The organism is Rhodococcus sp. MT28 (assembly GCF_058792695.1).
On the sequence record NZ_JBXAFD010000001.1, the window covers coordinates 60,853 to 74,852 of the forward strand.

Genomic DNA, 14,000 nt, shown 5'->3' on the forward strand with positions numbered 1-14,000 from the left:
GGCCGGGTCTACCGTGGATCTCGATGAACACGATCAACACGGACAGTCCGGTAGCTGGAGAGGTCGATCGAGCTCCGGGCTGGATCCGCCGCTTGGCGCACGCATGCTGGTTGCACCGAAGAGTTGCCATCGGCGCGCTTCTGGTGACCGTCATCGCTTCGGCGATCGACATCTCGTTTCCTCTTCTGACCCGCTATGCGCTCGACGCCGCAAGCCAGGAGAACCCAGGCAAGGTGATCGGGTTCGTCGCGCTGGCGATCGCGCTGCTCGCGGTCGTGCGCTTCGCGTGCCAGTACGGCCGACGGATGCTTGCCGGCCGACTCTCGCTCGATGTTCAACACGACTTGCGGCTCGCCCTGCTCGGCTCGCTGCAACGCCTCGACGGACGCGGACAGGATCAGATCCGCACAGGCCAGGTGGTATCCCGGTCCATCACCGATCTACAACTCGTCCAGGGTTTGCTCGCGATGGTGCCCATGTCCGCGGGTGCGCTCCTGCAATTCGTGCTCGCGATCGGCATCATGGCGTGGCTCTCGCCGCTGTTGACTCTCGTCGCTGTCGCCGTCATCCCCGCAGTCGGGCTGGTGGTGTTCCTGATGCGACCGATGCTCTTCGCCGCAACATGGTCCGCGCAGCAGCGGGCCGCCGACCTCGCCCAACATGTCGAGGAAACCGTCACGGGCGTGCGCGTCGTCAAGGGATTCGGGCAGGAACAACGAGCCGTCGACCAACTCGAAAAGCACAGCCGCACGCTGTATTCGGAGCGTCTTCGCGCCGCGTGGTTGAACGCGAAATTCGCGCCGACCATGGCCGCCTTGCCCCAGCTGGGGCAGGTGGGAGTGATCGCCCTCGGCGGGTATCTCGCACTGCACGACAAGATCACCGTGGGAACGTTTCTCGCGTTCGCCACCTACATCGTGACGATGACCGGCGTCACCCGAACTCTGTCGTCGGTCATCGTCATGGCGCAGCTTGCGCGCGCCGCTGTCGAGCGTGTCTACGACGTCATCAACGCTCAGCCGGACATCGCCGATCCTGACCATCCGGTGGACCTGCCCGACGGTCCGCTCGGCGTCACTTTCGAAAACGTCGCATTCGGGTTCGACACCGAACGCGACGTCCTGACCGGGCTGAACCTCCGCATAGAACCGGGCGAGACCGTCGCCGTCGTGGGGCCGGCCGCGTCGGGCAAGACCGCGTTGTCCTTGCTTCTCCCCCGGTTCTACGCCCCGACTTCGGGTGTAGTGACCGTCGATACCGCGGGCGAGACGTTCCCCATCGGCGAACTGCGCAGTGAGCAGCTTCGTGCCGCCGTCAGCCTGGTCTTCGACGAACCTTTCCTGTTCTCGGACACCATCGCCGCCAACATCGCACTGGGCCGCGAGGACGCCTCAGACGAGGACATCCGCGCCGCAGCTGCATTGGCACAGGCAGACACCTTCATCGAGGCACTCCCGGACGGATACGACACCGTTGTCGGTGAACGAGGTCTGACGCTGTCGGGAGGCCAGCGTCAGCGCATCGCGCTTGCCCGAGCCCTCCTCGTCGACCCGCGGATTTTGGTCCTCGACGACGCCACCTCCGCGGTCGATGCGGCAACCGAGGCTGCGATCTTCGACGCGTTCCGGGCCAGACGACGGCAAACCACGCTGATCCTCGCGCACCGGCGATCCACCTTGACGCTGGCAGATCGGGTCGCGGTTCTCGACGGCGGACGGATCATCGACTCCGGAACCGTGGACGAACTGGAAGCGCGATGTCCGCTCTTTCGCGCCCTGTTCTCCTCGCCGCCGGAACTACCGGCCGAACTCGACGACGTCGACTCCGATGCTTTCGGACGTGACCGCAGCGAGCCGACAACCGAGCAGTTGTGGCCGCAGGCACCGGAATCCGAAGCCGACAGCACAGCCGCTACGACGCAGGGTGCGGGCGGACCGATGGCCGGAGCGCTCAGCGGAATCGCGGTGACTCCGTCTCTGCGGGCAGCAGTCGACGCTCTCCCACCCGCACGCGAAGACCCCGGAATCGCTCCTGAGAGCCTGCGCGAATCGAATCCACAGTTCTCACTCCGACAGATCTTGAGGCCGGTCCGCTGGGTTCTACTGGCGGTTGTCGTGTGCCTTGCCCTGGACTCCGCCGCGGCGATCGCATTTCCCTCCCTCGTCAGATATGCGATCGACCACGGAGTCGTGACCGCAGACAGCACCACACTCTGGATCGCGACGGCGTTCGGCGCGCTCCTGGTCGCCGCAGACTGGGTCATCGTGGCGGTCATGACGGTGCTCACGGCCCGAGCCGGTGAACGCGTGCTGTTCGGGCTCCGCGTCCGCAGCTATGCACACTTGCAGCGCCTGGGTCTGGACTACTACGAACGGGAATTGTCCGGCCGCATCATGACGCGTATGACCACCGACGTCGACGCGCTCTCGTCGTTCATCCAAACCGGTATGTCGACGGCGATCGTGAGCGTCCTGACCGTCGGCGGAATTTCGATCGCCCTCCTGGCGACCGACGTGACGCTCGGCCTGGTGGCGCTGGCCGTCATCCCACCGCTCGTGGTCGCGACCGTGGTCTTCCGCAAGATCTCCTCGGTTGCCTACAGCCAGTCCCGCGAACGGATCTCGCTCGTCAATGCCGACTTCCAGGAGAACATCGCCGGTCTGCGAGCGGCTCAGGCCTACCGCCGCGAAGAAGGTGCTGCGCGTAGGTTCGCAGAACGCTCCGAGAGCTACCGCCGATCGCGGATGCGGTCGCAGCGAGCCATTTCGATCTACTTCCCTTTCATTTCGTTCCTGTCCGACCTCGCGTTGGCCGCGGTCGTGTTCGTCGGTGCGCACCAGATCGCCAACGGATCGACTTCGCCCGGCGTACTGATCGCTTTCGTGCTCTACCTCGGTCTGCTGTTCGGACCGATTCAGCAACTCTCACAAGTGTTCGATGGTTACCAACAGGCAAACGTCGGATTGCAACGAATCGGCGACCTGCTGCGCACTCGCAGTTCGATCGAGACTGCCGACAGCGAGGATTTGATCGCGATCTCCGGACGACTCGACGGCGCCGTCCATCTCGACGGGGTCGGGTTCCGGTACTCGGGTGCGGACGTCGACGCCCTCTCCGATTTCGATCTGCAAATCCCGCCGGGCACGACCGTCGCTCTGGTCGGCCGAACCGGTGCCGGGAAGTCGACGGTCGTGAAGTTGCTCGCCCGCTTCTACGACCCGACGTCCGGATCGGTCGACGTGGACGGAACCGACATCCGGAACTTCCACCTCTCGCAGTACCGACGTCGCCTCGGCGTGGTCCCACAAGAAGCCCATCTGTTCACCGGCACGGTCGCCGACAACATCGCGTACGGCAGGCCGTCGGCGTCGCACGCGGAGATCGAGGAAGCGGCACGTTCCGTCGGCGCACTGAATTCGATAGCCGACATGCGTGGAGGCATGAATCATCCCGTCGGCGAGCGCGGCCAGGGGCTCTCGGCGGGCCAACGCCAACTGATCGCATTGGCCCGTGCCGAACTCGTCGACCCGGACCTTCTGCTCCTCGACGAGGCGACCGCGACGCTCGATCCCGCGACCGAACGAATGGTGCTCGAAGCAAGTCGGTCGGTCACCCGGAAACGGACTTCCGTCGTCGTAGCTCACCGCCTCGCGACAGCTGCCCGAGCGGACCTCGTTGTCGTAGTTGACCGGGGACGTATCGTTGAATACGGCCCGCACGATGTTCTGCGGTATGCCGGTGGTCACTACTCGGGACTCTGGGATGCATCGCAGGCGCGTGAGGGGAATAATCTGACGTCGAGAACTGTCATCGAAGGCAACCCCGTCGCGTGACAGTCGGCACGGATTTGTACCGCCGAGAGGTAGTGCGCGATCGCAAGATCACGGACTTCCGTGAGACAGCTCACAAATTGTGTGCCGCACAATTGCTCGTCACACGCTCGGGCTAATCTCATGTATATAGGCGCTCTGATCGGGTACCGAAATAGAAACGAGGCGAACACCTGCCGTGAGCAGCAGTTCTACATCCCAATTCGGACAGAACCAGTGGCTGGTTGACGAGATGTACCAACGCTTCCAGGACGATCCGTCGTCCGTGGATCCCAGTTGGCACGAATTCTTGACCGATTACTCGCCGGACTCGGCGAACACGGGAGGTGGAAACGGGACTGCCTCGAACGGCAACGCGGCTGCACCCGCCGCTGTTGTAGCTCCGCCTGCTGCTCCCAAGGCCACGCCTCCCGCCCCCAAGACCGCACCTCCTGCGCCGGCTGCCAAGGCTGCCGCTCCGGCCCCCGCGAAGACGGCAGCGCCCGCCGCCAAGGCCGCCCCGGCCCAGCCCGCAGCAGCCAAGCCCGCGGCCGCTACTGCGAAGCCCGCCCCTGCCGGCGGAGCCGAGGAAACCAAGGTTCTCCGCGGCGCCGCAGCCGCAGTCGTCAAGAACATGTCGCTCTCGCTCGAGATCCCGACTGCAACCAGCGTGCGTGCCATCCCCGCGAAGCTGATGTTCGACAACCGCATCGTCATCAACAACCACCTCGCGCGTACCCGCGGCGGCAAGATCTCGTTCACCCACCTCTTGGGTTACGCGATCGTCCAGGCAGTCAACGCGTTCCCCAACATGAACCGGCACTTCGCCGAAATCGACGGCAAGCCGAACGCGGTCACGCCCGAGCACACCAATCTCGGACTCGCGATCGACCTTCCCGGAAAGGACGGCAACCGCTCACTGGTAGTTGCCGCCATCCGGAACACCGAGTCGATGAACTTCGTCCAGTTCCACGCGGCATACGAGGACATCGTCCGACGCGCCCGTGAAGGCAAGCTCACCGGCGAAGACTTCACCGGCGTCACCATTTCGCTGACCAACCCGGGCGGTATCGGCACGGTTCACTCCGTTCCTCGCCTGATGAAGGGCCAGGGCGCCATCATCGGTGCCGGCGCGATGGAATACCCCGCCGAGTTCCAGGGCGCCAGCGACGAGAAGCTGGCCGAGATGGGCGTCGGCAAGTTGATGACTCTCACCTCGACCTACGATCACCGCATCATCCAGGGTGCCGAGTCGGGCGATTTCCTGCGCACGATCCACAACCTGCTGATCAGCGACGAGTTCTACGACGAGATCTTCCACGCGCTCGGCAACCCGTACGAGCCGGTGCGGTGGCGCAAGGACGTGCCGGAAGGCGCTGTCGACAAGAACACCCGCGTTCTCGAACTGATCGCTGCATACCGTGACCGCGGCCACCTCATGGCCGACACGGACCCGTTGCAGTTCGTCAAGGACAAGTTCCACAGCCACCCCGACCTCGACGTCATCAGCCACGGCCTGACGCTGTGGGATCTGGACCGTGAGTTCAAGGTCGGCGGCTTCCACGGTCAAGAGAAGATGAAGCTGCGCGACGTGTTGAGCGTGCTGCGCGACGCGTACTGCCGCCACGTCGGCGTCGAGTACACGCACATCCTCGAGACGGATCAGCGTCAGTGGATCCAGGACCGCGTCGAGGGCCATCACGCCAAGCCTTCGGTCGCTCAGCAGAAGTACATCCTGAGCAAGCTCAACGCCGCCGAGGCCTTCGAGACGTTCCTGCAGACCAAGTACGTCGGCCAGAAGCGCTTCTCGCTCGAAGGCGCCGAAGCCGTCATCCCGATGATGGACGCCGTGATCGACCAGGCCGCCGAGCACCAGCTCGACGAGGTCGTCATCGGCATGCCGCACCGTGGCCGTCTCAACGTGCTTGCCAACATCGTCGGCAAGCCGTACTCCAAGATCTTCACGGAGTTCGAGGGCAACATGAACCCGGCAGCCGCTCACGGCTCCGGCGACGTGAAGTACCACTTGGGTGCCAGCGGAACGTACATCCAGATGTTCGGTGACAACGACATCGCTGTCTCCTTGACCGCAAACCCGTCGCACCTCGAGGCCGTCGACCCGGTTCTCGAAGGCCTGGTCCGCGCCAAGCAGGACATCCTCGACAAGGGTGAAGAAGGCTTCACCGTCCTGCCGCTCATGCTGCACGGTGACGCTGCATTCGCCGGTCAGGGCGTTGTCGCCGAGACGCTCAACCTTTCGCTGCTTCGCGGTTACCGCACCGGTGGCACCGTGCACATCGTCGTGAACAACCAGGTCGGCTTCACCACCGCTCCGGAACATTCACGCTCGTCCGAGTACTGCACCGACGTCGCGAAGATGATCGCCGCACCGGTCTTCCACGTCAACGGCGACGACCCCGAGGCTTGCGTCTGGGTTGCTCAGCTGGCCGTCGACTTCCGTGAGAAGTTCGGCAAGGACGTTGTCATCGACCTCATCTGCTACCGCCGTCGCGGTCACAACGAGGGCGACGACCCGTCGATGACCCAGCCGGCCATGTACGACGTCATCGACACCAAGCGCAGCGTTCGTAAGAGCTACACCGAGTCCCTCATCGGCCGCGGTGACATCTCGCTCAAGGAAGCCGAAGACGCACTTCGCGACTACCAGGGCCAGCTCGAACGGGTCTTCAACGAGGTCCGTGAACTCGAGAAGTTCCAGCCCGAACCGTCCGAGTCCGTCGAACTCGACCAGACTCCCCCGGCTCGCCTGACCACGGCTGTCGCTCCCGAGGTCCTCGAGCGCATCGGTGATGCGTTCGTCAACGTCCCCGACGGCTTCACCGTTCACCCGCGCGTCAAGCCGGTTGCCGAGAAGCGCCGCGAGATGGCCCGTGAGGGACATGTCGACTGGGCGTTCGCAGAATTGCTTGCGTTCGGCTCGTTGGCCGAGCAGGGTGCCTTGATCCGCCTCGCGGGTCAGGACTCCAAGCGAGGAACGTTCACGCAGCGTCACTCGGTCCTCATCGACCGCAAGACCGGCAACGAGTACAGCCCGATCGCCAAGATCGCTGCCGACGCCGAAAACGGCGGCAAGTTCATGGTCTACGACTCCGCACTCACCGAGTACGCAGGTCTGGGCTTCGAGTACGGCTACTCGGTCGGTAACCCCGACGCTCTGGTCCTGTGGGAAGCGCAGTTCGGTGACTTCGTCAACGGCGCGCAGACCATCATCGACGAGTTCATCTCTTCGGGTGAGGCCAAGTGGGGTCAGCTCTCCGACGTCGTGCTGCTCCTGCCGCACGGTCACGAGGGTCAGGGTCCGGACCACACCTCCGGTCGCATCGAGCGTTTCCTTCAGCTGTGTGCAGAAGGCTCGATGACCGTTGCGGTTCCGTCGACTCCGGCCAGCTACTTCCACCTGCTGCGTCGCCATCACCTCGACGGCATCCGCCGTCCGCTGGTGGTTTTCACGCCCAAGTCGATGCTGCGTAACAAGGCTGCCGTCAGCAACGTCGAGGACTTCACGACGGGCAAGTTCCGTTCGGTCTTCGAGGAGCCGGCATACGAGAGCGGCGAAAGCGCACGCGAATCGGTCAAGCGGGTTCTGCTGGTCAGCGGCAAGCTGTACTGGGAACTCCTGGCGAAGAAGCACAAGGACGAGCGTGACGACATCGCCATCGTGCGCATGGAGCAGCTCTACCCCGTGCCGAAGCGTCGCCTCAAGGAGACCCTGGACCGTTACCCGAATGCGGATCAGTTCCGTTGGGTCCAGGAAGAGCCCGCAAACCAGGGTGCGTGGCCGTTCCTCGGGCTGGCTCTGCCGGACCTTCTGCCGGAGACCTTGACCGGTATCAAGCGCATCTCGCGTCGTCCGATGTCCGCTCCCTCTTCGGGATCGAGCAAGGTCCACGCGGTGGAGCAGCAGGAGATCTTGGACGAGGCGTTCCTGCCGACCAACTGATCTCAGTAATTTGACAAGGGCCGGGCCCCACATTCCGCAAGGAGTGTGGGGCCCGGCCTTTCTGCGTTCACGTCAATTCGATTGCAGCAGACCCAGATCCGGCCCGGCATCGAAGCCGACGGCCGCCAGTGCCAACGCGGGCAACGACTGAACCGTCAGGTCGATCAGTTCCTCGCGGGTGATGGCGGGCGCTCGGAGCCAACTGATGGTGGCTTCCTCGACGAACGCGATCCAACCGCGAACGGCCAACTCCACCTGAGGTGTTCGAGTCAGGCCGATCTTCGGGAGCTGATCGAGGGTTCTCTTGGCCATGATGTCGCGAGTCTGCTCGAACACCTCACGCATCTGCGGATCCCCGCTGGCGGTCCCCCGGAGCAGCGAGACGTAGGTATTGCGGTTCTCGGTCACGTAGTCGACGTACGACGCCAGCACCGAGCGGAGGGTGAGCATCGGATCGTCCGACTCGCTCGGCTCGGTGCGCTGGAGCATCTGTTCACTGCTGTGTCGGACGATCGCCAGATGGAACTCGCTTTTCGACGCGAAGTAGTGGAACAGAAGCCCCCGCGAGACACCAGCCTGATCGGCGATGTCCTCGACGGAAATCTGTTCGAGCGGCCGTTCGGCCAGCATCCGCGCCCCGAGGTCGATGAGTTGCGCTCGGCGTTGCGCAGGGTCGAGCCGCGTTCGCTTTACTGCGTCCATGCCCAATAGACTACTGAATATTCGTCAATAAGCTATTGACCGTGACTCAATAAAGGCATATCGTTCCCTACATGAGTCTTCCAGTTACAGATACCTCAGCACCTGCCGCGGATACTCGCCACGTCGGCACACTGATCATCGGCAGTGGTTTCGCCGGTCTCGGTGCGGCGATCAAACTGGCACAGGCCGGCATCACCGACTACGTCGTTCTCGAGCGCGGCAACGACGTCGGCGGGACCTGGCGTGACAACAGCTACCCGGGCGCCGCGTGTGACGTGCCGTCGCATTTGTACTCGTACTCTTTTGCACTCAATCCGGAGTGGACGCGCTCCTTCTCCACTCAGCCCGAGATCTACAAGTACATCCAGTCGGTGGCCAACCGCCACAAGGTGCTCGACAAGCACATCTTCGACTGCGACGTTCTCTCCGCACGCTGGGACGAGGCGTCTGCTCGGTGGCACGTCAGCACCAACAAGGGCGAATTCGTCGCAAAGATCGTCGTCTCGGCCGTCGGCGCATTGTGTGAGCCTTCACTTCCGGACATCAAGGGCATCGACGGCTTCAAGGGCGAGATCTTCCACTCCTCGCGTTGGAACCACGACGCCGATCTGACCGGCAAGCGTGTGGCCGTCATCGGAACCGGCGCCTCGGCCATCCAGATCGTGCCGGCCATCGGCAAGAAGGTCTCGCATCTCGACGTGTACCAGCGCACGGCGCCGTGGATCCTGCCCCGCGCAGACCGCGAGTACACCAAGATCGAGCACCTCGCGTTCAAGTACCTCCCCGGCTTCCAGAAGTTGTGCCGCACCGGTATCTACTGGATGCGAGAGACGCAGGTCGTCGGCCTGGCCAAGGCGCCGGTCTTCATGAAGCCGTTGCAGTTCGCCGCCGAGCGTCACCTGAAGGCCCAGATCAAGGACAAGGATCTTCGCAAGAAGGTCATGCCCAACTTCCAGATCGGCTGCAAGCGCATGCTGATCTCGAACAACTACTTCCCCACCCTCGCCCAGGACAATGTCGACCTGGTGACCGAAGGCATCGAGGAGGTCACCGCCAACGGGATCGTCTCGAAGACCGGCACCACCCGTGAGATCGATGCCATCGTCGTGGCGACCGGATTCCACGTCACCGACTCCCCCACCTTCGCGGGAATCTTCGGCAAGGACGGACGCTCGCTCGCCGAGGTCTTCGAAGAGACCGGCATGCAGGGATACAAGGGCGCGGCAGTTGCCAACTTCCCCAACATGTTCTTCCTCGTCGGACCCAACACCGGCCTCGGACATTCGTCGATGGTCTTCATGATCGAGTCGCAGATCAACTACCTGGTCGACGCGATCACCACCATCGACAAGTACGACATCGGCACCATCGAGGTGCGCAAGGACAAGCAGGACAAGTACAACAAGGACCTGCAGGCAGCTATGTCCAAGAGCGTGTGGAACAACGGCGGTTGCGCCAGCTGGTACATGGACAAGCACGGAAACAACACCACCCTGTGGCCTGGCTTCACCTTCCAGTTCCGCAACGCCACCAAGCATTTCGACCTCGCGGCATACCGCAGCGTCGCCACCTCGGATCTCGGCGCCGTCGGCACCGCGACCACTTCACAGATCGACCTCGACGACGAGAAGGCAGTAGCACAATGAGTGATTTTGCAGGCAAGGTCGTAGTCATCACCGGAGCGGGATCGGGCATCGGTCGCGCACTAGCACTGAACCTGGCCGGCCAGGGCGCCAAGTTGGCAATCTCCGACGTGGACACCATCGGGCTCGCCGAGACAACGCGTCTGGTGGAAGCCATCGGCGCCGAGGTGAAGTCGGACCATCTCGACGTCACCCAGCGCGAAGCGGTTCTCGAGTACGCCGACGCGGTTGTCGCCCATTTCGGCAAGGTCAACCAGATCTACAACAACGCCGGAATCGCCTACCACGGCACTTTCGAGAAGTCCGAATTCAAGGACTTCGAACGTGTCATGGACGTCGACTTCTGGGGAGTTGTCAACGGCACCAAGGCATTCCTCCCCCACGTCATCGCCTCCGGCGACGGGCACATCGTGAACGTGTCGAGCCTCTTCGGTCTGCTGTCGATGCCGGGTCAGAGCGCATACAACTCGGCCAAGTTCGCCGTTCGCGGTTTCACCGAGTCGCTTCGCCAGGAAATGCTGATCGCCAAGCACCCGGTGAAGGTGACCTGTGTGCACCCGGGCGGAATCAAGACCGCCATCGCACGCAACGCCACCGCAGGCCCGGGTGAAGATCTTGCGGTCTTCTCCGAGTTCTTCGACCGCAAGCTCGCGCGCACCACTCCGGAAGATGCCGCCAAGACGATCGTCAACGGCGTTCGCAAGAGCAAGCCGCGAGTTCTCATCGGGATGGACGCAATCGCACTCGACGCCTGGGTTCGCCTCGTAGGATCGGGCTACCAGCGCATCGTCGCGATCGTCGCCGGCCGAATGATGCCCAAGTCCAGCTGAGTTCGTTTCACAGCGCAGTTCGTTTCACAGCGCAGTTCGCATATAGAGTCAGGAGCCCTGCCGGTGAGCACGTTCACCCTTCCGCTGCCCGTGGTCGCATTCTTGTTGAAGCCGTACTTCCGTCTGGCTTTCAACTCGCGGCTGCCGTATCGGATTCAACGTCTGTTGCTCGAGGCCGGGGCACCGCTACAGCAGGTTCCAGCGGGCGCCGTCGTGCGCCCGCTGGAGCTGGCTTGCCGACCGGCAGAGAAGATCACCGTCGGCGCAACCGAGCGCCCCACCGCAGTTCTCTACCTGCATGGCGGGGCGTACACGCTGGGTTCGCTGTCCACACACCGTTCTCTCGCAGCTCATCTCGCCCGTGAGTCGTCCAGTGCGGTCTTCACCTTGGACTACCGTCTCGCGCCGGAGAATCCGTATCCCGCCGCTCTCGACGACGCGGTCTCAGCCTTCATGCAGTTGGTCACCGAGTTCGACTATTCGGAAGACCGCGTTGCCATCGCCGGCGATTCGGCCGGTGGCGGCCTGGCCGCGGCGACCGCTATCCGTCTGATCGAGCGTCACGGCGTGACCCCCGGCGCGCTTGCCCTGATCTCACCGTGGGTCGATCCCGGCGATCGGAGTGCTACCAAAAAGGCCGACCTGGTGGTCAACACAGCGTGGTCCTTCGACGCCGCCGACGCCTACCTTGCCGGAGGCGACCGTACTGATCCCGGCTACGCACCGATGCATGGCAAGCTCGACGGGTTGCCACCCACCAGGATTCACGTCGGTTCCGAGGAAGTCCTCTACCCGCAGATCATGACGTTCACCGACAAGCTCTCCGCTGCCGGCGTCGACGTGTCCCTGGTGGAGTACGCGCGACTGTGGCACGTGGCTCACGCACAGGCGTCACTGGTGAAGGAAGCAGCAGACGCCGTTTCCGACCTCGGCCAGTTCATCGCATCGAAACTGATTCGTGCCAAGGATGATTCGAGTTCAGCAGTGGGCTCGAACAGTCACTGACGGGTGGCCCACTCCGTCCATGTCACTGACGGGTGTCCCACCAGGTGCGGGCGACTTCCGAGGCTGACGCCTTGCCGGTCCGCACCTGCTCGATCATTGCGGCGAGATCGGTGGTGGACAGTTCACCGGCAACGACGCTGAGCGCCTTGACAGCCGAATCTCCCAGTGCGCCCGCTCGAAAGAGCGGAACGACATTCTGCGCAGCCAGAACGTGATTCGAATCAGCGAGCACTGTGACGGCATCGGATTGTGCCAACGCCGACAGCGTCGTGGTTCCGAATACTTGTGCACCGGGTACGTCTGCCGGCGTTGCCTGATCGACACCGGCGAAGACACACTCGGCGCCCTCGGCCAACTGTTCCACTGCCCCGTCCTCGACGAATCTCGCGGAGACGAGCGGCCTCGCCGCGGCACACGAAGGAGCAAAGGCTTCTATCGTCTTCGCTCCCAACGACTGTGCGTATCCGGTGTCGAGTGCGAGGACCGCACGATCTTCGGCCATCGCATAGTCGGAGACCGAAAGACCCTCCGGCAGAGAGCGACTCAAGGCTTCGAAGACGTCGTCGGCCTTGCGGGCCGGGGATGACGGGTCGTAGTGATCGAGCAGCGCGCCGGTGAACTCGGGCACCAAAGTGACTCGCGCTGCGTCCAGAGCCTCGAGTGATTGGTTTCGGCCACCACCCACCGATTCGACGCGAGCCGACAGGCCGGAGGAGGAGAGCACCGTCGAATACACCTCGGCCAACACCGAACTCTCCACCGATGCGTCAGCAGCCACCACGATCTGGTCACGAGACTCCGCTTCGGCACCCTCTACCACCGAATCACCGTTTGCGCATCCGCTGAGAATCGGCAGGACCATCAGTGCTGCAACAACAGTCGAATACTTCGTGCGTGTGCTCTTCACCGAAATCCTCACATCCAATCCCATGGATCGAAAACCGTGCCATGTCGGTACCTATCGTTACACTTGTCGGGCGATGCGCGGTAACCAGTCCTGACGCAGCCACTCGGTGGCGGCGCCGTCGAAGTCACTCGGGTGGCTTCGCCACAAGGGAATGGTTTCCGACGCCCGAAACACGGGACGCCCGAAAAACCGGAAGGACGCTCATGCGCACCTCACGATTTCGTTCCAACCGTTGGCTCGTAGCCGCGGCAACCGTTGTCTCTCTGACTGCACTGACAGCGTGCGGTAGCAGCGACGGCGACTCCAACAGCGATCCCAACGCGATCGTCGTCGGCTCCGCCAACTTCACCGAATCCGAGACGATCGCCAACATCTACGCCGAAGCACTGCGTGTCAACGGGTTCGATGTGTCCACGTCGTTCAACGTCGGCAGCCGCGAGGCGTACATTCCGGCACTCAAGGACGGGTCCATCAGTGTCATTCCGGATTACACGGGAAATCTCCTGCAGTACTTGGATCCCGACAGCACGGCCACCAGCTCCGCTGACGTCCTCGCTGCTCTTCCCGCAGCTCTCGGGTCGGAATTGGCAATTGCGACGCCTGCATCCGCCGAGGACAAGGACGCCGTCGTCGTCACGAAGGAAACCGCTGACAAGTGGAACCTGAAGACGATCGCCGATCTGGCTCCGCATTCCGCCGAGGTCAAGTTCGGTGCTCCGGCCGAGTTCCAGGAACGTCCAGCCGGATTGCCCGGTTTGAAGTCCAATTACGGCCTCGACATCTCGGCAGCCAACTTCGTTCCGATCGCCGACGGCGGTGGACCGGCAACCGTGAAGGCTCTCTCCTCCGGTGACATCACCGCGGCAAACATCTTCACGACGTCGGCCTCCATCCCGGAGAACAACTTCGTGGTTCTCGAAGACCCGAAGAACAATTTCCCGGCTCAGAACGTGGTGCCGGTACTGCGCGCGTCGAAGTCTTCCGACAAGTTGAAGACAGTCCTCGATGCGGTGTCCGCCAAGCTCACCACCGAAGAGTTGTTGGCACTCAACGTCCAGGTGTCCGGCGACACCAAGACGGAGCCGGCAGCGGCGGCCAAGGCGTGGGTGACGGCGCAGGGCCTCGACAAGCCGGTCTCGTAGT

The 14,000-nt window shown here is 63.2% G+C and carries 8 protein-coding genes; 6 read left to right on the forward strand and 2 right to left on the reverse strand.

Going from position 1 to position 14,000, the window contains the following annotated elements; genetic code table 11:
• Positions 1-23 precede the first annotated feature (23 nt).
• Complete coding sequence (locus AC1Q6C_RS00250) at positions 24-3,833, forward strand: ABC transporter ATP-binding protein (protein WP_030536931.1); 3,810 nt, start codon at positions 24-26, stop codon at positions 3,831-3,833.
• Positions 3,834-4,008: 175 nt separating this feature from the next.
• Complete coding sequence (locus AC1Q6C_RS00255) at positions 4,009-7,770, forward strand: multifunctional oxoglutarate decarboxylase/oxoglutarate dehydrogenase thiamine pyrophosphate-binding subunit/dihydrolipoyllysine-residue succinyltransferase subunit (protein ID WP_047268983.1); 3,762 nt, start codon at positions 4,009-4,011, stop codon at positions 7,768-7,770.
• Between the two features lie 72 nt (positions 7,771-7,842).
• On the opposite strand, the gene AC1Q6C_RS00260 is transcribed toward AC1Q6C_RS00255, so the two are convergent.
• Positions 7,843-8,472 carry a TetR/AcrR family transcriptional regulator gene (locus tag AC1Q6C_RS00260; protein ID WP_007736130.1) on the reverse strand — a complete coding sequence of 210 codons (630 nt, stop codon included), beginning with the start codon at positions 8,470-8,472 and terminating at the stop codon, positions 7,843-7,845.
• A 71-nt stretch (positions 8,473-8,543) separates the two neighbouring features.
• Here AC1Q6C_RS00260 and AC1Q6C_RS00265 point away from each other — a divergent pair, with 71 nt between their 5' ends.
• From AC1Q6C_RS00265 to AC1Q6C_RS00275, 3 genes are all read left to right on the forward strand, one after another.
• Positions 8,544-10,118 (forward strand): flavin-containing monooxygenase, encoded by a 1,575-nt coding sequence (locus tag AC1Q6C_RS00265; RefSeq protein ID WP_125051612.1) that lies wholly within the window; start codon positions 8,544-8,546, stop codon positions 10,116-10,118.
• Positions 10,115-10,945 carry an SDR family NAD(P)-dependent oxidoreductase gene (locus tag AC1Q6C_RS00270; protein ID WP_007736128.1) on the forward strand — a complete coding sequence of 277 codons (831 nt, stop codon included), beginning with the start codon at positions 10,115-10,117 and terminating at the stop codon, positions 10,943-10,945. Before AC1Q6C_RS00265 ends, AC1Q6C_RS00270 begins: the two co-directional genes overlap by 4 nt.
• Before the next feature lie 63 nt (positions 10,946-11,008).
• Entirely contained in the window at positions 11,009-11,950 is a 942-nt protein-coding gene (locus tag AC1Q6C_RS00275) for an alpha/beta hydrolase fold domain-containing protein (RefSeq protein WP_063316844.1), read from the forward strand.
• Positions 11,951-11,972: 22 nt separating this feature from the next.
• Here the strand turns inward: AC1Q6C_RS00275 and AC1Q6C_RS00280 are convergent, their stop codons facing one another.
• On the reverse strand, positions 11,973-12,857 hold the full coding sequence (locus AC1Q6C_RS00280) for an ABC transporter substrate-binding protein (RefSeq protein ID WP_030536932.1): 885 nt from the start codon (positions 12,855-12,857) through the stop codon (positions 11,973-11,975).
• 203 nt (positions 12,858-13,060) lie between these two features.
• Here AC1Q6C_RS00280 and AC1Q6C_RS00285 point away from each other — a divergent pair, with 203 nt between their 5' ends.
• Positions 13,061-13,999, forward strand: coding sequence for an ABC transporter substrate-binding protein (locus tag AC1Q6C_RS00285; protein WP_003945094.1), 939 nt, complete (start codon positions 13,061-13,063; stop codon positions 13,997-13,999).
• The last annotated feature ends 1 nt before the right edge of the window (position 14,000 follow it).